Source organism: Streptomyces azureus, from assembly GCF_001270025.1.
GTDB classification, from domain to species: Bacteria; Actinomycetota; Actinomycetes; order Streptomycetales; family Streptomycetaceae; genus Streptomyces; species Streptomyces azureus.
This window is the reverse complement of record NZ_DF968378.1, coordinates 1-18,514: the sequence shown is the minus strand read 5'-3', so window position 1 is coordinate 18,514 and position 18,514 is coordinate 1. Positions and strand designations below refer to the sequence as shown.

Sequence of the window (18,514 nt, the reverse complement as noted above, 5' to 3'; positions counted from 1 at the left end):
CCCGTGCGGGGGGTGGTGGGGTGCGCGTAGTGCCTGCGGGCGGGCTGTGGGTCGGGGCCGCGCCGGGGTGTCCGTCCTCGGAACGGCGCGATGGGCTTGGACGCCGACGGACTGCCCGTTGACGCGCCAACCGCTGCGGGCGGACACCCCCGGCACGGCCCCTTCTCGCCGTGGGCGGCTGCGGCTGAGTGGGGGCCGGGTCGTCTGCTACCGGGCGTCGACGTGCTGGAAGTCGACGGCGGTGATGCGGGCGGACTTCGGGGTCAGTTCGGCCAGGCCCTGGCCCTCGAACACGTCGGTGATGAGGGTGCCCCTGGTGGCGCCGAGAGCGGACTGTTCGTCGTTGGGGACGAGTGCCGCGTTGGAGCGGTATGCCTCCTTGAGCAGGGATTCCTGCTTGTGGGCGGCCGGGAACAGGGCGAGGACGCCACCGTCGGCGGTCCGCAGGGCGTACACGCTCGGGTCGGCCGGGGGCTTGGCGAAGAACTTCTCGGTGGCCATGCCGTCGGCCGCGCCCTCGGTGCTGCTCCGCTGGTAGGTCTTCTCGGCGTTCTCGACCGGCTTCGTGGAAGTCAGGGCCTTGCCCTTCTTCTTGCCGCCGGTCTCGAGGAAGTCCGCGTACGCGGCGCCGAGGTCGGAGGGGGCGAGCTTGCCGACCTTCGTGCCGGGGTCGACGGCCTCGGCGAGACCGTGACGGTCGAGAGCCGGCTTCGGGGGCTCCTCGCCGTCGGCCCACAGGGCCAGCACCATCTTGTAGCTGCCGCCCACCTTGTCGAAGACCAGCAGCACGCTGTTCTCGCCGCCCTCGCTGGACTTGGCCCGGACGGCGAACCAGGTGGCCGTGCCCTTCTTGGGGATGACGTACTCGCGGTCCTGGTAGGAGAAGGGCTTGGCGTAGGCCTTCTTCTCCTTTTCCGGCCAGGTCTCGAAGAGGGTGTAGGTGGCCTTGTCCATTGCGTAGACCTGACCCGCCTCGACCGTCCCCAGGAGCTTCTCGTCCTGCGCCGCGTTGGCCTTGTTGTTGACCTCCTCGTAGTGATCGGCGATCTTCTTGGCGGCGGCCCGGCTGACCACACCCTGCGGGGTGTCGTCGGAGCCGGAGTCCGAAGCGGCCTGGCCGCCGCACGCGGTCAGGGTGAGAGCGGTCGTGGCTCCGAGGGCGGCGAGCCGTATGAGGCGAGTGTGGGGGGACACGGGGTGGTGATCTCCTTGAGGGCCACGGAGGGTGACAAGTTCAAGGAGGACAGTAGTCACTTTGCATGGACCTGACATGGCCGGGGTTCGCTCCTACGCCAGCAACCCCGACGACTTCCACAACCGCCGCCCGACCCCCCGCAACACCCCGATGTCGTCAAGGAAGTCCGTCAACCGCCTGGACCCGTTCTGCATGACCTCGCGGCGATGGCCACTCGCCCTCACCTGTGCGAGAGCCTCCCTCTTGTCCAGGCCCACGTTCGTGTAGACGTCGGGGTTCACGAACGCCACCGAGAAAACCCGGGCGAACTCCCCGGAGGTGATGCGGGTGAACTCCTGGGACCACTTGGGGGCCGTCACCATCTGGCGGCGCAGTTCCTCGCGGGCGTAGCGCACGTGGCGGGCCTCCTCCACGACGTGGATGCGGGTGACGCCGCGGATGAGGGGCTGGACCCGCTCGTCGGGGAACGTCAGGCGCTGCATCCAGTCGAGGATTTCCTCCCCGAGCAGGGTCGCCGTGAAGGAACCCGGGGTGGTCGAGATGGTCTTGAAGAGGCGGCCCAGGTGCTGGTGCGTGCGGCTGACCGGGTACCAGGGCGTGCCGCCGTGGGATATCAGGCGGGCGAACATCTTGGAGTGCCGGCACTCGTCCTCGATCTCGGTGAGCGCATAGCGCACGTGCGCGCTCGTCGCCGCCTTGTCGTAGATGTGTCGGACCAGCAGCTGCATCAGGATGATCTCGAACCAGATGCCGAGCGAGGCGAGTGCCGCGGCCTCGTGCTGGGAGAGCAGGATCCGCTGCTCCTCGCTCATCCGCTTCCAGAGCGGCGTGTCGTAGAGCGAGACCAGCTCCGGCGGCCAGAACCACTTGCCCTCCTCGAAGGGCGCTTCCCAGTCCAGTTCCTTGTCCGGGTCGAAGGAGTGCTTGGCGGAGGAGTCGAGCAGCCGCTGGGCCACCTGCTCCCGGTCCTTGAGCAGGCCCAGGGCATCGCGCAGGCCGTCGAGCGCGTCGGCTTCCGTCAGGGTCGTCATGGCTGCCCACCTCGTTGTGCACACGTCACTGTCCCCCTTATGAGACTGCTTGTCAGCAAGCCCGTCAATCCCCTGCGCGCGACTTGTTGACGCGGCGTCTACCTCGTGTGCGGACGTCCTGCCCTTCGACGTGTCCGCCGAGAACCGGAAGAGAACCAACGGGGCAGCGCTAGCGGGGCTTGAGCACGGCCTCCATCACCGCCCGGGCGATCGGCGCCGCGTCGCCGCCCCCGCTGATGTCCCGGCGCTCCGCCTCCGCGTCCTCCACGACCACCGCGACCGCCACCCGCGGCGCCAGGTCGCGGTCGCCCTGCGCCCAGGAGATGAACCAGGCGTACGGCATGCCGGAGTTGGCGAGGCCGTGCTGGGCGGTGCCGGTCTTGCCGCCCACCTTGGCGCCCCGGATCGCGGCCCGGCGTCCGGTGCCGTTCTCGACCACCTCCCGCATCAGCGCGCGCAGCCGGACCGCGGTCGAGGGGTACATCGCCTGGCGGACCGCGCGCGAACCGGGTGTCGCGAGAGTGCTGCCGCTCGGCCGGGTCGTGCGCTCCACCAGGTACGGCTCCCGCACCTGACCGCCGTTGGCGACGGCCGCCGCGACCATCGCCATCTGGAGCGGTGTGGCGCGGGTGTTGTACTGGCCGATCGACGACAGGCCGAGCTGGGCCTGGTCGACCGAGGTGTCGAAGGTGGACCGCGCCACCGGGAAGGGAATCCGCAGCGCCGGGTTGTTGAAGCCGAAGGCATGGGCGGTGGCCGTCATGTCCGTCCCGCCCACCTCCACGCCGAGCTTGGCGAACACCGTGTTGCAGGAGAGGGTGAAGGCCTCGCGCAGGGAGGCGTCCCGGCAGCCCCGGGACGCGTTCGTCAGGCGGGTCCGCGTCCCGGGCAGGGTGTACGGGTCGGGGGAGTCCGTCGGCGCGTCGAGGTCCCTGACCACGCCGGCGTCCAGCGCGGCGGCCGCGGTGACGACCTTGAAGGTCGAGCCCGGCGGATACGTCTGCCGTGCCGCCCGGTTGAGCATCGGGCGGTCCCGGTCCGCGTTCAGTCGCTGCCACGCCTCGGCCGCCGCCGACCCGTTCCCGGACAGCGGCTGGGGATCGTAGGACGGGCGGGACACCAGGGCCAGGATCCGGCCGGTCGACGGTTCCAGCGCCGCGACCGCGCCCTTGAGCCCGGCGAGTCCCTTGTACGCCGCCCGTTGCGCGGCCGGGTCGAGGGTTGTGACGACGTCCCCGCCGGAGTTCCGTGCCCGTGTGAAGTCGTTCCACAGCGGGAACGGCGCGAGCATCGGGTCCGTGCCGGACAGGATGCCGTCCTCGGCCTTCTCCAGGAGGGTCGTCCCGTACAGCTGGGAGGCGAAACCGGTGACCGGAGCGTACAACGGCCCGTCCCTGTAGGTCCGTTCGTAGCGCAGGTGCTCGCGGGTGTCCTTCGAGCCGGTGACGGGCCGGCCGCCGACCAGGATGTCGCCGCGCGGCTCCTCGTAACGGGCGATGTCGGGGCGGCGGTTGGCGGGGTTGCGGTCGTACTCGGGGGCCTGGACGACCTGGACGCGGGCGGCGTTCAGCAGCAGCGCCACCAGCAGCAGGGCGCAGAAGAGGCCGGCGTGCCGGATGTGCCGCGTCACCGGGTGTCCTGCCCGTCGCCCTGCCGCCTGGCCGAGTCGCTCACCCGGACCAGCAGCGCCACGATCGCCCAGTTGGTCACCACCGACGAGCCGCCCTGCGCCAGGAACGGCATCGCCATGCCGGTCAGCGGGATCAGGCCGGTCACCCCGCCCGCGATCACGAACACCTGGAGCGCCACGAGCGAGGAGAGGCCGACGGCGAGCAGCCGTCCGAAGGGCTCGCGCAGGGCGAGGCCTGCCCGGAAGCCGCGCTCCACCAGTAGGCCGTAGAGGAGGAAGATCGCGGACAGGCCGGCCAGGCCGAGCTCCTCGCCCGCCGTGGCCAGGATGAAGTCCGACTTCACGGCGAAGCCGATGAGGACCGAGTGGCCGAGCCCGAGGCCGGTGCCGAGCATGCCGCCCTCCGCGAAGGCGAACAGGGACTGGGCGAGCTGGTTCGGGCCCTCGCCCGCCTCGATCGAAGCGAACGGGTGCAGCCACGTCTCGATCCGGCTGTGCACGTGCGGCTCCAGCCGGCCGGCGGCGACGGCCCCCAGTGCGGCCAGCAGCAGACCGACGGCGATCCAGCCGGTGCGGCCGGTGGCGACGTAGAGGAGGACGACGAAGAGGCCGAAGAAGAGCAGGGATGTGCCCAGGTCGCGCTCCAGGACCAGGACGCCGACGCTGACCAGCCAGGCGGCGACGATCGGGCCGAGGACCCGGCCGGTGGGGAGCTGGAGCTTCCAGATGCGGCGGCCGGTGTAGGCGAGGGCGTTGCGGTTCGCGGCCAGGTACGCGGCGAAGAACACCGCCAGCAGCACCTTCGCGAACTCACCCGGCTGGATGGAGAACCCGGCGATCCGGATCCAGATGCGGGCGCCGTTCACCGCCGGGAACAGGATCGGCAGGGTGAGGAGCACGAGCGCGGCGACGACACAGACGTACGTGTAGCGCTGGAGCACCCGGTGGTCCCGCAGCAGCAGGACGACCAGGATGAACAGCGTCACACCGAGAGTCGACCAGATCAGCTGGGCCGGTGCCGCCCGGTCGCCCGGGGTCTCCAGGTCGAGCCGGTAGATGAGCACCAGGCCGAGCCCGTTGAGCAGCACGCCGATGGGCAGGAGGAGCGGGTCGGCGTGCGGCGCCCGCAGGCGTACGGCCAGGTGTGCCAGCAGTGCGAGCACGCCGAGGCCGGTGCCGTAGCCGGCGGCACCGCGCGGGAGGGTGCCGTGCTGGGCGAGGCCGACGGCGCAGTAGCCGTACACGGACAGCAGTACGGCCAGGACGATGAGGGCGAGTTCGATGCCACGGCGCCGGGGGAGGCGGCGGACGGCGGGCGCGGGCGGGTCCGCCGTCGCCACGGTGATTCCGGCCTTACTCATGTCCGGAACCTACCCAAACAATGCGTCTTGTGTGCCTTTGGCTGACCGAATGTCAGCACCAGCGTGGCGCGGGTCCGATGTTGTCGATGTAGCGGGCCGCGCCCCAGGCCCAGGTGCCGTCCGTGAGGAGGTACCAGAGGGGGTTGCCATCGACGGTCTCGCCGCCGGTCTTGCAGTAGATGCTGACGATGTCGCCCTTGTGGGCGTGCCGGATGATCTGCGAGCCACGGTTCGGGGCGCTGCGCAGGGCCAGCGTGTTCGCCGTGACGACGCCCTCGTAGAGGCGCGGGTCATGGTCGTTCCCGTTGCCGCCGCTCGGGTCGTTCTGGTCGTGGTGGTTGCCGTTGCCGCCGCTCGGGTCCCCGTCGTCGTGCGTGGCGGCGGCGGGTGTGACGGCGGCCGCGGCGGCGAGGAGTCCGGCGGCGGTTGCTATGGAGAGGCGGGAGCGCAGAGACACGGGGTTACCTCCATGTGGGGGCGAAGGTGCCGAAGCTGACTAATCGCCACATTAGGAGCGCCCTCCGGCCCCGGCCCGTCACAGTGGGCCATTAGGAGAACGTGCTCCGACCTCCCCGAGCTCTCACTCCGCCGCCAGCCTCAGGGCCGCCACCGCTCCACCCTCCGGGGCGTTGCCGAACTCCAGCCGGGCCCCCAGCACCTCCGCTTGTCCCAGCGCGATGGTCAGCCCCAGCCCGTGCCCCTTGGCCCCGCCCTCCGTACGGAACCGCTGCGGCCCGTGCGCCAGCAGATACTCCGGAAAACCGTCCCCGTGATCCCGAACGGTGACCACCGGCCCGTCCACGCTCAGCACGACCGGCCCCCGCCCGTGCTTGTGCGCGTTCGCCACGAGATTCCCCAGCACCCGCTCCAGCCGCCGCCGGTCCGTCTCCACGGCCACATCCCGTACGACCCTGACCTCCGTGTCTCTCCCCGCGCCTCGCACCACCCGCTGGGCCAGCGGCCCCAACAGCTCGGTGTCCAGCTCCAGCCGCTCCCGGCCGGTGTCCAGCCGGGAGATCTCCAGCAGGTCCTCGGTCAGGGTGCGCAGCGCCGCCACCCGGTCCCGCACCAGCTCCGTCGGGCGGCTCGGCGGCAGCAGTTCGGCCGCCGCGTGCAGCCCGGTCAGCGGGGTGCGCAGCTCGTGCGCGACATCCGCGGTGAACCGCTGCTCGGCGAGCAGCTTGCCCTGCAACGACGAGGCCATGGAGTCCAGCGCGGCGGCGACCGCGGCCACCTCGTCCTGCGGGCGCGCCGCGTCCTTCGTACGCGGGTCCGTGCGCGGGTCGTTCACGCGCGCGTCCAGGTCACCCGCGCTGATCCGCCGGGCCACCCGCGCCGTGGTGTGCAGCCGCCGCGTCACCCGCGTCACCGCGACCGCGCCGACCAGCAGCGTCGCCCCGATCGCCAGCCCCGACGACCACAGGATCGCCCGGTCCAGGCCCTGGATGGTGCGGGCCTGCTGCGAGTAGTCGACCGCCACGGCCAGGGCCCGGTCGCCGTCGGCGGGCCCGGCCGCCCACATCGTGGGGCGCCCCTGGAAGTCGGAGACCATCGTGCCGCGGTCCCCGCCGACCGCCAGGTTCCGCAGCGGCCGGGGCAGGCCCGGGGGATCCACGCCGGCGCCACGCTTGAGGGAGTCCCCGGCCTCGTACCGCTCCGTCGCCTGAGTCAGCCGCTGCAACGCCTGGTCACGGGCCTGGCCGACGGTCTGGTTCGTCACCTGCACGTGCACCAGGACGCCGAGCAGGGCGGCCAGCGCGCAGCACATCACGGTGATGAAGGCGGCGGCCTTCGCGGCGAGCGTCCCGGACCAGTGGGGGAGCGTGGGTCTCATCCGGTGCTCGCCGAGGGGGAGAGGGAGGGCGCGGCGGACGGGTACCGGGAGTGCTTCCGCGGGCCGGTGCGCAGCATCTCGTCCTGGGTGAGGAGCATGGCCCGCTCGTCCCGGTCCCAGGTCCACTGGAGGCGGTACTCGTAGCCCGCGACCTCGGAGGGCGAGCGGATGACGAGGGAACGTCCGGCCAGCTCGACGCCGCTCAGCGCGTCCTCCCAGGCCATCACCTGCACGAGCCGGTGCTTCTCGACGGTGTAGACGCGCACTGCGGTGGTCTTGCCGGGCAGCAGCCGGAAGCCCAGCGTCAGCTCGTCGCGCCCGTCGCCGGTGAGGTCCCGGTAGTACGGCCTGAGAACCGGACACCGGCCGTGCTCGGGGCCCTTGCCGCAGTCGGCCATCCTGCGGTTCGTGTCGCGGTACGGCGCCTTGCCGCCGTCGTAGTCGCCCGGGCTCGCGGCCATCTCGGCCCGGACGACCCCGACCGGGTCCACCCGGCGGATGTCGTCGCCGGGGACCTTGACGCCCTTGACCACCTCGGTGTTCACCTCACCGATCTCGAAGGCCGGACTGGACGCCGGCGTCAGCTCCGGCCAGAGCCGGGCGGGCCCGACGGCCGTCGCCGTCGCACCGGCACCTTCCAGCCCACCGGCGTCCCCGCAGCCGACGGCGGCCGCCAGCAGGAGAGCGACGGCGGCGGCACGACGGGCGACTGTTCCGGGGTTCCGGCGGTGGCTTCCGATGGTGCCGGGCGGGTTTTCGGCGAGGCCGAGCAATTCTCGGTACTGGCCGGGGTTGCTTCCCGGTCGGCCCAGCACGTTTCCCGGTGGGCCCGGTCGGCTTCCCGGTCGGCCCAGTAGGCGGCCCAGGCGCCCCAGGTGCCTTCCGAGGCGGCCAGAAAGGCCGTCAGGACAGCCGAAGGAACCGTCGGGCCACCAGCCGGAAGGGCCACCCGAGCGGCCGGAAGGGCGATTCCACCGACCGGAAGGGGCATTCGGTCGACCGGAAGGGCCACCCGAGCGGCCGGAAGGGTGATCCCGCCGACCGGAAGGGCGATCCGAGCGGCCGGAAGGGCCATCCGAGCGGCCGGAAAGGTCCTCGGGGCAACCGGCAAGGCTGTCGACGCGGCTTCCGGGGCGGCTGACGGGCACTGCACTCCTGGGTTCGAGGGCGATCACACGGCTCGGACCGACCGTCGGCCCCGTACACCTTATTCGCAAGGAAGTCCTATTTGCGCGCGAGGGAGCCCGTTCGCCGCCCTACTCGGTGAGCTCCTCCAGCAGTCTGGCCGTCGCCAGCCCGGCCCGCAGATACTCGACGAACAGCTCGTTGTGCAGCGCCCAGGGCGAACGACGGTCCCGGATCAGCCGGATCGCCGCGTCGGCGGAGCTTCCCCGCCGCATCAGCGCCTGCGCGACGACGAGGCCGGAGCGGTTGTACCCGTGGTAACAGCGGACAAGCACCTTGCGGCCCTCGTCCAGCGCCTCGCACGCGGCCTCGGCCAGCCGGATCACACCGGCCAGTTGCGTCCCGTCGAGCGGCCCGTCGGGTATGGGCCAGACGTGGTGCCGGACGTCAGGATCGGGACCGTGCCCCGGCAGCCGCAGCAGCGTCTGCACGAGGTCGAACTCGTCCCGTACGACGGCGAACTCCGGATGGCCCAAGGCCCCGGTGTACTCATGGCCGCCCATCCACAACCCGGGAACGACCTCGTTCCAGGGACTCTCCGGAGCCGGCACATCGGGTTTCCTGCGGGTACGCAACGGCGCCTCCCCAGTATCACCGCCCGAGGGCCTGCCCGGCGGATCATGCCGCAGACGCGGGGTCTGGCACGCGTATCTGCCGCGTTGTCATCGGTCCCCGGCGCCCCGAGCGTTCGACTCCGCTCGAACAGGGGTGCCCCCCTCGCGCCGGATCCCTCCTCCGCCTTGCAGCTACCCGCACCAGACCACGCTCACCGGCATTGACCAGGCACTCCGTCCCTGCGGCCTGATCCGCCGGGCAGGCCCAACTCCTCTCAAAGGTAACCGGGTTCTTGCCCCCGCAGTACACCGCCTGTTCCCATGGACTGGGGTGATGGTGCATGGACGGACTGCGCGTCATACCGACCTGGCGGCACGGTCAGGAACGGCTCTACGTCTGCCTCCCGGACGGCAGGAACATCGCCTGGTACGACCGTGAGGCGAGCCGGGTCAACCTGCTGGGCGAGGATCGTGAGGACGATGTGCTCCGGGCCCTCGGGCCCTTCGTCACCGGACCGGTGACGGTGGGGCCGCCCCCGGTTCCGACCCCCGCCGAGCTCGCCCGTCTGACCTTGCACCCCGACGACGACCTGGCCCCCAACCGCCCCGGCGAGGCCCTCCTCGTCGCCCTCGACCGCGACCCCGGCCCGGCCCGTCGGCTGCGCCCCGACCCGCGCCGCCGGGCCCTGGAGGCGGAGCAGACGGTCGGGGACGCCTTGGACCGCCTGGACGGCGCGGGCTGGCACACCGTGCACTCCGTTCCGCTCCCCGGCGGCAGCCGCATCCACCACCTGCTCATCGGCCCCGGTGGGCTGTTCGCCCTGCACACCCTGTACGCGCGCAAGCAGCGGGTGACGGTCGCCGACCCCCTGGTCACCCTGGGCCGCCGCGAACCGACCGCCCTGCTCCGCCGCGTCCGCGCCGACGCCGACCGCGCCTCCTACGCCCTGACTGCGGAGGTCCGCCCCGTGCTCGCCCTGGTCGGCCCCACGGCCGTGTCGGTCCCGGCCGCACCGCGCGAGGTCCGCGTCCTCACGGAGCTGGAGGTGCAGACCCTGGCCCGCCAGGGCGGCGTCCTGAAACCGGCGGACGTGGAGGCCCTGCACGCGATGGCGCGGGACCGGCACACGTGGACGCGGGTGTGAGGGCGTGTCGTCAAGCTCCAGGCTCACGGCGTCCCGTCAGGTCTCTGGCTAGCTAGCCCCTGTCTGACAAATCCCAGCCTGCTCCGCGGCGTCTGGCACGCACCAGGCGCCGCGGAGCCCGCCCTCCGGGCGGACGGCGGGGATTTGTCAGACAGGGCCTAGGGCAGCCGGCCCGCGCTGCCCGGGTCGAGGAGCGGCGCGAGCAGATCGCCGTAGTCCTGCACCCGAGGTGCGATGTCGGTCGCATGGAAGTGCAGGCGCCCGGGTGAGCCGCACTCCTCGACCTCCTCCCAGGTCACGGGCGCCGAGACCGTCGGCTCGGGGCGGGCCCGGAGGGTGTAGGGGGTCGCCGTGGTCTTCCGCGCGGCGTTCTGGCTCCAGTCGACGAAGACCTTTCCGGGGCGCAGGTTCCTGGTCATCCGGTGCAGGGCGAGCCGGGGCATGGCCTCCTCCGCCTCGACGGCCAGTTCCTTGGCGTACTCGGACACCCGCTCCGAGGACGCCCCGCGCACGGCGGCGAGCAGATGCAGCCCCTTGGACCCGGAGGTCTTGGCGTAGGCCTCGATGCCGTCCGCCGCGAGCCGTTCCCGCAGCCACAGCGCGACCTCGCAGCACTGCACGATGCTCGCGGGCGCTCCCGGATCCAGGTCGAAGACGATGCGGTCGGCCTCGTCCGGCGAGTCGACGAGCCACTGGTGGGTGTGGAACTCCGTGACAAGGTTGGCCGCCCACATCAGGCTCGGCAGGTCCTGCACCAGGACCATCCGCGAGGGCCCCTCCACCCGCGGCACCTCGGCGGTGGTGACCCAGTCGGGCGTACCCGGCGGGACGTTCTTCGTGAAGAACACCTGTCCGTCCGGCCCGTCCGGATACCGCAGGAAGGACACCGCCCGGTCGCGCAGATGGGGCAGCAGGACCTCGGCGACGGTCGCGTAGTAGTGCAGGACCTCGCCCTTGGTGAAGCCGGTGGCGGGATACAGCACCTTCTCCAGATTGCTGAGCGGGAGCCGTCGCCCCTCCACCACGGTGATAGGCGCCATACGATAAGAATCCCACGCGAATCATGACAAACGCTCCCGAGAGTGACCGGAAGGGTGCTGCACGTGAGATCCATCTGGAACGGCGCCATCTCCTTCGGCCTGGTCAGCATTCCGATCAAGCTGGTGAACGCCACCGAGAGCCACTCGATCTCCTTCCGGCAGATCCACACCGAGGACGGCGGCCGCATCCGCTATCGCAAGTTCTGTGAGCTGGAGGACCGGGAGGTCACCCAGGGGGAGATCGGCAAGGGCTACGAGGACGCGGACGGCTCGATCATCCCGATCACCGACGAGGACCTGTCCAGCCTGCCGATCCCCACGGCCAAGACGATCGAGATCGTCGCCTTCGTCCCGGCCGACCGGATCGATCCGCTCCAGATGGACGCCGCGTACTACCTCCAGGCGAGCGGCGCCCCGGCGGCGAAGCCGTACACCCTGCTGCGGGAGGCCCTGAAGCGCAGCAACAAGGTGGCGATCGCCAAGTTCGCCCTGCGGGGCCGGGAACGCCTGGGCATGCTCCGGGTGGTCGGCGACGCCATCGCCATGCACGGCCTGCTGTGGCCGGACGAGGTCCGCGCCCCCGAGGGCGTGGCCCCCGACACGAACGTCACGGTCCGGGACAAGGAACTGGACCTGGCCGACGCCCTGATGGACACCCTGGGCGAGGTCGATTTGGAGGACCTGCACGACGAGTACCGCGAGGCCGTCGAGGAGGTCATCGCCGCGAAGGCCGCCGGCGAGGCCCTGCCCCAGGCCCCCGAGCCGGCCGCGGGCGGCAAGGTCCTCGACCTCATGGCGGCCCTGGAGAACAGCGTCCGCGCGGCACGCGAATCCCGGGGTGAGGAGCCCGGTGAGCACGCCGAGGTCAAGTCGCTCACGCAGCGCAAGACGGCCCGCGCGGCGCCCAAGCAGACCGGCGGCAAGAAGTCGGCGTCCACCGCGAAGAAGACGGCGGCCAAGAAGACCACGGCATCCGCGAAGAAGTCGACCGCGAAGTCCGGCCAGGGCACGAAGAAGACTGCTTCCAAGAGCACCGCTTCGAAGAGCACCGAGAAGAAGACGGCCGCGAAGAAGGCGACACCGCGCAAGCGCTCAGCCTGATCCGCCCCCGGCCGCACCCCTCACGGCGCGTACGTGATGTGCGGCCGGAGCGGCCCGGCCATGCCCGCCCCGAGGAAGTAGTCGACGAGGGTGGGACCGCCCCGGGCGGCCTTGGCCGCGCCGTGGTTCCAGGTGCTGACCAGCCGGGGCAGGCCGCCGCTCGGCGTCGGGCGGGCCGAGTCCCGCTCTTCGGGCCGGCCGTGTCGGCCGAGGGCCGGAAGCTCCTGGCGGTTGAAGCGTTTTCACAGCTGCGATGGAAGCATTGAGCTGAGTACCGACAATGCCGACGGCACGGCGCGATGTTGGATCAGAAACGCTTACAGGAGGCAGGAAGTCGTGGAGGCTCAGTGGTGCTCGGAGACGAGCACCGCACGAGTGCCGGGCTCCAGCGCCTGGAAGATGTGCGGGACGTCGGCCGGATAGCAGATGTAGTCGCCCGGGTGGAGTTCCACCGGCTCGTCGGCGACGCCCACCAGGGCCCGGCCCGCGCTGATCACGAGGTGCTCGACGACTCCGGGCGGGTGCGGCGCCGAGGAGCGCTGCGGCCCGGGCTCCGCGGCGACGCTGTAGACGTCCCGCCGGGCCCCGGGCGGGGAGGCGGCGAGAAGCGTGGCCTGGTAGTCACTCTGCTCGGACCCGACGGCCGGCCCTTCCCCCGCGCGGATCACCTGGACCCGCGGCCGCGGCACGGCCACAAGCCGCGAGAAGGGGATCTCCAGGGCCACGCACAACGCCCACAGCGTCTCCAGGCTCGGATTCCCGGTGCCCGACTCCAGCTGGGAGAGCGTGGACTTGGCGAGCCCGGCCCGGCGGGCGACCTCGGTGAGGGACAGTCCCGCCCGGACGCGTTCCGCGCGCAGGGACGCGGCGATCACTTCGATCGGGGGCTTGGGGGCGGGGTGGGCGTCGGACATGCGATGTTCGCTCCCAGTGGTCGTTCGTTCGTCTTGACGAACATCATAGACGGCGTTCACTATAAAGATCATGCGTTCGATCTGGAGAACACCGTGGGGTCGGGCACTGGGTGGCCGAGCAAGGGGTGGTCGACTGGAGGGTCCGCTGCTCCGCGACATCGGGCTGGTCTGCCTGGCGGTCGGGGTGGTCGGCCTGTCGTACGGCGCCGTCGCGGTCACGTCCGGGTTCGCCTGGTGGTTCCCGGTCCTGATGGGGGTGCTCGTCCTCGCCGCCTCGTCCGAGTTCCTGTTCGTCGGGATCATCGCCTCCGGGGGCAGTCCGATCGCCGCGCTGCTGGCCGGACTGCTCGTCAACGCACGCCATCTGCCGTTCGGTCTGGCGGTACCCGACGTCCTCGGGCAGGGGTGGCGCGGAGCCCTCGGCGCACATCTCATGAACGACGAGACGGTCGTCTTCGCCCTCGCCCAGGACGAGCCGGAGCGCAAGCGGGCCGCGTACTGGCTCTGCGGCCTGGGCATCCTGATCTGCTGGCCCGTCGGCGCCGCGCTGGGCGCACTGCTCGGCAGCGTCGTGCGCGACACCGGCGCACTCGGCCTGGACGCCATGTTCCCCGCGGTGATCCTGGCGCTGATCCTGCCCGCGCTGAAGGACAGGCCCCTGCGGCGCACGGCACTGGCCGGCGCGGCACTGGCCCTGACCGTCACCCCGTTCCTGCCGGCGGGCCTGCCGGTCCTGCTGGCACTGGCCGCCCTGCCCCTGTTCGCCGCCAAGACGAAGAAGGAGGCGATGCGATGAGCGCCGTCGCCATACCGCTGCCGCCGGCGCTGGCGGCGATGCTCGCCCTGGCGGTCGGCACGTTCCTGCTCCGCCTCTCCGGGCCGGCCCTGCGCGCGAGATTCACGCTCCCGGAGCGCGCCGGGAAGCTGCTGGAGGTCTCGGCGGTCCTCCTGCTCGCCGCCCTGGCCGCCACGTCCGCCCTCACCGAGGACCACGCCTTCACCGGCCCCGCCCGACCGCTCGGGGTCCTGACCGGCGGAGTGCTCGCCTGGCGCAGGGCCCCGTTCCTCGTCGTCGTACTGGCGTCGGCGGGCGCGACGGCACTGCTGCGACTGACGGGAGTTCCGTGACACTCCCTTCGGCAGACCTGGATCCTCAGGCCACGCGCCGCCCCTCCTGCTCGGACTCGCCCTCGCCTTCGTCCTCCTCGTCCGGCAAATGGACATCGTCGACGGCGATGTTGACCTCAACGACCTCCAGCCCGGTCATCCGCTCCACCGCGTTGATGACATTGGTCCGGATGTCCGCGGCGGTGTCGGCGATGGCGGCGCCGTACTCGACGACGACGTCGAGGTCGACGGCGGCCTGGCGCTCACCGACCTCCACCTTCACTCCCTGGGTGACCCCAGTGCCCCCACCGGGCACCCGCTGGCGCACTGCCCCGAAGGCCCTGGTCATCCCTCCACCGAGGTTGTGCACCTCGGGGATCTCGCGGGCCGCCATGCCCGCGATCTTCGCCACGACCGTGTCCGCGATCGCGGTGCTTCCCCGGGTTTCCGGGGGAGCGATGCCGTCTCCTCTACGGCCCTGCGGTGCCGTGCCCGCGTCCTGCTTTCCCGTCCCGGGAGCGGTGTTTCTGCGCTGTGTGGTCTCCGTCATGACCGTCACCTCGATGATCGGTGCGGGGTATGAGCAGCGTCGTTCCTATCCACCCGTATCCACCGTAGAACACTGGTGCATATGGGGCGAAAGTGCTGAAATCCCCGGACGGGCGCTCACCGCAACAGGCAATCGACGTGGCGCTGAAGGACGGCCGACGCCGTCTCCGGGGAGTGGTGCCCCGCGAGAACGTGAACGGTGAGACCGTCGGCGACGGCGAGGAGCGTATGCGCCTCCTGGGAGGCATCGAGATGCGGCGGGATCTCCTTGGCGTCCTGGCCGTAGCGGATGAGCCACACGACGAGGTCATGGAGCTTGCCGTACGTCTCATGCAGGACGGCGGCGAGCCTCTCACTGGCGGGAGCGTGACTGACGAAGGCCAGCCACACATGCGCCTGGGCCCTCGACCCCTCGTCCAGCAGGGCGAGTTCGGCCAGGGTGTGCGACAGCAGGGTGGCCGCGGCCTGCGGGGTGGAGGTCGCGGCGATGCGCTGGCCGGCGCGCTCGCTGACGCGTTGTGAGATGTGCTCCAGCGCGAAGAGCAGCATGTCCTCCTTGGTGCGGAAGCACCGCTGCACGGCCCCCATGGACACGTCCGCCTCGGCGGCGACGTCCCGGAGGCTGACGGCCTCCATCCCGGAACGCGCGATCAGGGCGCACACCGCCTCCGCGATCCGCAGCCGCCGCTCCTCGTAGTCGACCTGCCTGGGCACGCGCCGCTCCTCCCTGACCCCTCTTTCCGATGCACTTGCATCATAACCGTCGGCCCTGCACGATGTGATGCGATCGCATCGAAAAGAACTCCCGAAGGGACCCCGCCATGCCGAAGCGGCAGCGCAACACCTCGGAGACCAACTCAGGCCAGGGCCTGCTCTGGCTGTCCGGTGCCATCCTGTCCATCCAGGGCTTCGGTTCCGCCATCACAGAGGCAGGCTGGAACACGAGCTTCGGCGTCGCGGGCCTCCTGCGGGCAGCGCACGTCCCTGAATGGGGAACGCTCCTGGTCGGCTGCGCGGGTGCGGCCCTGCTGGCGACGGCGGCTCGGCGCCGGCGCGCGAAGGGCCGTTGAGACGACTGGCCGTCCGACCGTTGGCCCGAGCGCACCCCCCGAGGCAGGGTCATACCTGGCGTCCCCCAGTTCGAGACCTTCCAGGAAGCCCTGCAACTCATCGCCGCCGGCAGTGGCGGGTACATCGTCGGCGCACAGCGAGCCCGCTCCTGCACCCGCCCCGACGTCGCCCACATCCCGTTCAACGATGCCCCGCCCATCGACTGGGCCCGTCTGGCTGAGATCCAACAACACTCTGCGCATCCGCGCCTTCGCTCACGCCGCCCAAGAGGTCGCCCACCGCATCAACCGGGCCGCCACCCACCTATGACATTCGACCGCAGCCCCCCGAAGCTCGAAGGAGCAACCCGCTCGTACGCCGTGACAGGGGAAGCCCAGTGCCTGTGCCCAGAACCTCGGAACACACACCCGCCGCAAGCGGCAGGGCGGCATCTCACCTCCGGCGATGCCTCAAGATCCCGTCCACCGGATCGTCCATGGACCCCGACACACAGCCGCTCCGAGCCGCACACGCCCGCACATACGCGAAGACCCCACCCTCAGCGTCTCCGCTGGTGACGGGGTCTTTGGACACCTCATACAGGGTGCCCCCGGCAGGATTCGAACCTGCGCACACGGCTCCGGAGGCCTTTTGGGTCTAAGGCAATGCCGCAGATCAGGCGTCCCAGACCTCTAGCAGACCGCGGGGTCAGTCCACAAATAGTCCACCGGGGCCCTTGCCTTGCTGACCTACAGAGAGTTGTCGTCCTCAAGAGGCCACCGCCTGCCGCCGAGACTATGAGGCTCAGGCCTCGGAGTGCGCAGCAAACGTCTCAGCCTCGTCGGCTGGTGCTCATCCAGATGTCTCCCCGCACAGACGACTTGCCCCTCGACGATGGCCGATGGCTGTCCGGGGATACCGTTTAGGCGCTAACGGATGCCCGGACAGTGGACTACTGCGAGCGGTGAACGCGGACTCGTCGATGCCGTAGCCAGTGACGAAAGGGAGCTGTCGCTAATCCCGGATATAAGGGCCTGCTGGTCCGTCACCATGTAAGTGTTGTGGGGCTTGTCGTGGGTTTTGCATTGGGTCTTGTGAGTGCGTATGCAGCAGCCACTTCCTTTGCAATTCCACGTTCCATCCACACATCTGGGTCGGTCAACGTGCCGTGACTAAACCAGAATGGAAAGGTCCAATTATGGACGCGCTTTTTGGGGAATTTCCATGTTGTTCGAGTGAGTTTCACGGTAGACCAGCACAGGTCGAGCAACACCACGAGGTCAAACTTTGTGCGCATCGAGATAATACGCTGCACTACTTCAGAAATTTGGTCCCATGTTTCATTTGATCGGCGATGGGGTGGAGTATGGAGCATGACCAACAGGTCAATGCGCATACCGCAAAGGGCTGCCGCATTGAGTGCGACGTTGCCGCCATGGCTATGGGCAATCACCTTCTTGAAATCGAGCACTTCCCGAGCCCCGGCCCATCCAGCCAGATCATGTGCTGCCGCCGTTTGGTCAGTGCCAGACAATCCGTCGGTCCATCTGTAGAAGTCGGCCTGCTCGTAGAGATCGTGGCCAACAGGCAGCAAGGTAGCATCAGCCTGTTCAAACTTACCTGGTTCTTGTTGGAGGTACCGAAAGAGTGAACCACCTGGCTGCCACCAGAGGCTACGGAATCTTGCCCATGTGCCCGGGATGATGATGGAGGTTCCCGCACTGCTCGCTCCGGGTTGATTTCCCTGCCCCAATTGCGAAAGCAGCTCCAACAGGGCCGGGTGCCTGGGGGCGATGCGGGAAAGAGTATCGGCAGCGATTTGCTGGACTGTGTCGCTCTCGGATAGGCAGCCGTCGGCGAGAGCTTCGATGGTTGGCCACCAAAGTCTCAGTCTCTGCGATGCCAGAATGGCCGCCGCTACTACTCGGACGACTTGGTAGCGGCTGAACTGGCTGAGGTGAAGAAGTGCTTCTGCAGCCCTTGTGTCTGTATCGCTGTGACGGTTCAGAGTTTCCTCATAGAGACGCGGCGAAACGTCATCTACCAGTTCTGCAAATTCCGCTGTCTGGAAATCCGGCGGTACGATCTGGTTACTTTCAAACATTCTGCGATTTGTGGGCTGTGACCATCCGTGAAAGATGTTCCACTGAAAAGGGAGTTGAACTTTACGGCTCCTAAGGAAACTCTCTAGGTCGTAAATCGGCATTCTGTGGGTGATTCGTGGCACCTGTGGAATATCGAGAGTCTCGGCATCGTCATTCATGTTCAAGATGTCGGTCCGGCCATTCAATTGAAGGCCCAGTCCGACCAGTTGTGCCGCCTGAGACCAGCCAGCCTCCTCCCCAGCTGCTTCGAAGGCGTATGCACCCGGAATGGGCTTGATAATCACGGGGTCCGACACGACGTACCTCCAGCCTCATAACTGCCGAAGGCTGACACTGACATACCCATTGGAATACCAGTGCAAGGCTTGCTGAGGAAACGGGATTATATGCCCAGATGGCCCAGTGAACCTATTGCTGTGTGCCAGGTGGTCGCCCTTGGGTACTGTCGCGTCCTCGGACCACACGGAGACGGCGCAGCATTAGCTAGGCTCGGCTTGACGACGGGCACCTTAGATGCGGCTCGTCTGAGCCCCGCTTCCAGGCGCCACCCAGCGCCGCCGCCGCGCGGTCAAGCCGTACGTGCTGGGCCGTGCATGAACGCCCGCGTCCGGCGCTGTTGATGTCACCCGTGGATGTCATCCGGAGCTAGGAGTTGTCGTCAAAGTGTCAGGCCCACATCAGGAGTGATGCGAGGGTGACGGCCGCCTTGTAGG

Annotated in this window: 18 protein-coding genes; 5 read left to right on the top strand and 13 right to left on the bottom strand. The window is 69.6% G+C overall.

The features are described from left to right. Positions 1-207 precede the first annotated feature (207 nt). From AOQ53_RS31015 to AOQ53_RS30980, 8 genes are all read right to left on the bottom strand, one after another. Entirely contained in the window at positions 208-1,194 is a 987-nt protein-coding gene (locus AOQ53_RS31015) for a hypothetical protein (RefSeq protein ID WP_059422300.1), read from the bottom strand. A gap of 93 nt (positions 1,195-1,287) precedes the next feature. Beyond that, a complete protein-coding gene (locus AOQ53_RS31010) occupies positions 1,288-2,226 on the bottom strand; it encodes an AurF N-oxygenase family protein (protein WP_059422299.1) in 939 nt (312 codons plus the stop codon). A gap of 169 nt (positions 2,227-2,395) precedes the next feature. Next, positions 2,396-3,856: a penicillin-binding transpeptidase domain-containing protein gene (locus AOQ53_RS31005; protein WP_059422297.1), complete on the bottom strand. Its 1,461-nt coding sequence runs from the start codon at positions 3,854-3,856 to the stop codon at positions 2,396-2,398. Next, the gene (locus AOQ53_RS31000) at positions 3,853-5,217 is read right to left on the bottom strand and encodes an FtsW/RodA/SpoVE family cell cycle protein (protein WP_059422295.1); all 1,365 of its coding nucleotides are present in this window, start codon (positions 5,215-5,217) and stop codon (positions 3,853-3,855) included. The genes AOQ53_RS31005 and AOQ53_RS31000 overlap by 4 nt, the downstream gene beginning before the upstream one ends. A 52-nt stretch (positions 5,218-5,269) precedes the next feature. Beyond that, a complete protein-coding gene (locus AOQ53_RS30995; protein ID WP_059422294.1) occupies positions 5,270-5,674 on the bottom strand; it encodes an SH3 domain-containing protein in 405 nt (134 codons plus the stop codon). Positions 5,675-5,797: 123 nt separating this feature from the next. Then, complete coding sequence (locus AOQ53_RS30990; RefSeq protein WP_059422292.1) at positions 5,798-7,051, bottom strand: HAMP domain-containing histidine kinase; 1,254 nt, start codon at positions 7,049-7,051, stop codon at positions 5,798-5,800. Then, positions 7,048-7,791: a hypothetical protein gene (locus AOQ53_RS30985; RefSeq protein ID WP_059422306.1), complete on the bottom strand. Its 744-nt coding sequence runs from the start codon at positions 7,789-7,791 to the stop codon at positions 7,048-7,050. Before AOQ53_RS30985 ends, AOQ53_RS30990 begins: the two co-directional genes overlap by 4 nt. Before the next feature lie 516 nt (positions 7,792-8,307). Next, a complete protein-coding gene (locus tag AOQ53_RS30980) occupies positions 8,308-8,811 on the bottom strand; it encodes a protein-tyrosine phosphatase family protein (RefSeq protein ID WP_059422291.1) in 504 nt (167 codons plus the stop codon). Between the two features lie 320 nt (positions 8,812-9,131). Here AOQ53_RS30980 and AOQ53_RS30975 point away from each other — a divergent pair, with 320 nt between their 5' ends. Then, complete coding sequence (locus tag AOQ53_RS30975) at positions 9,132-9,935, top strand: nuclease-related domain-containing protein (protein ID WP_059422290.1); 804 nt, start codon at positions 9,132-9,134, stop codon at positions 9,933-9,935. A 158-nt stretch (positions 9,936-10,093) separates the two neighbouring features. Here AOQ53_RS30975 and ligD read toward each other — a convergent pair whose 3' ends face one another. Then, on the bottom strand, positions 10,094-10,975 hold the full coding sequence (gene ligD, locus AOQ53_RS30970; protein ID WP_059422289.1) for a non-homologous end-joining DNA ligase: 882 nt from the start codon (positions 10,973-10,975) through the stop codon (positions 10,094-10,096). 63 nt (positions 10,976-11,038) lie between these two features. Between ligD and ku the strand changes: the two genes are divergently transcribed. Next, positions 11,039-12,076 carry a non-homologous end joining protein Ku gene (gene ku / locus AOQ53_RS30965; protein WP_456293498.1) on the top strand — a complete coding sequence of 346 codons (1,038 nt, stop codon included), beginning with the start codon at positions 11,039-11,041 and terminating at the stop codon, positions 12,074-12,076. A gap of 344 nt (positions 12,077-12,420) precedes the next feature. On the opposite strand, the gene AOQ53_RS30960 is transcribed toward ku, so the two are convergent. After that, a complete protein-coding gene (locus AOQ53_RS30960; RefSeq protein WP_059422287.1) occupies positions 12,421-12,990 on the bottom strand; it encodes a helix-turn-helix domain-containing protein in 570 nt (189 codons plus the stop codon). Between the two features lie 70 nt (positions 12,991-13,060). On the opposite strand from AOQ53_RS30960, the gene AOQ53_RS30955 reads away from it, so the two are divergent. Both AOQ53_RS30955 and AOQ53_RS30950 read left to right on the top strand, forming a co-directional pair. Next, positions 13,061-13,786, top strand: coding sequence for an AzlC family ABC transporter permease (locus AOQ53_RS30955; protein ID WP_078945584.1), 726 nt, complete (start codon positions 13,061-13,063; stop codon positions 13,784-13,786). Beyond that, positions 13,783-14,118, top strand: coding sequence for an AzlD domain-containing protein (locus AOQ53_RS30950; protein WP_059422285.1), 336 nt, complete (start codon positions 13,783-13,785; stop codon positions 14,116-14,118). The genes AOQ53_RS30955 and AOQ53_RS30950 overlap by 4 nt, the downstream gene beginning before the upstream one ends. A gap of 25 nt (positions 14,119-14,143) precedes the next feature. On the opposite strand, the gene AOQ53_RS30945 is transcribed toward AOQ53_RS30950, so the two are convergent. Both AOQ53_RS30945 and AOQ53_RS30940 read right to left on the bottom strand, forming a co-directional pair. Then, positions 14,144-14,647, bottom strand: a complete 504-nt coding sequence (locus AOQ53_RS30945) for an Asp23/Gls24 family envelope stress response protein (protein WP_059422302.1) — start codon at positions 14,645-14,647, stop codon at positions 14,144-14,146. A gap of 116 nt (positions 14,648-14,763) precedes the next feature. Continuing rightward, entirely contained in the window at positions 14,764-15,360 is a 597-nt protein-coding gene (locus AOQ53_RS30940) for a TetR/AcrR family transcriptional regulator (protein ID WP_059422283.1), read from the bottom strand. A gap of 107 nt (positions 15,361-15,467) precedes the next feature. Between AOQ53_RS30940 and AOQ53_RS30935 the strand changes: the two genes are divergently transcribed. Further along, positions 15,468-15,716 (top strand): hypothetical protein, encoded by a 249-nt coding sequence (locus AOQ53_RS30935; protein ID WP_059422281.1) that lies wholly within the window; start codon positions 15,468-15,470, stop codon positions 15,714-15,716. 1,025 nt (positions 15,717-16,741) lie between these two features. Here the strand turns inward: AOQ53_RS30935 and AOQ53_RS44245 are convergent. Then, positions 16,742-18,097: a hypothetical protein gene (locus AOQ53_RS44245; RefSeq protein WP_201785092.1), complete on the bottom strand. Its 1,356-nt coding sequence runs from the start codon at positions 18,095-18,097 to the stop codon at positions 16,742-16,744. Positions 18,098-18,514: the final 417 nt, after the last annotated feature.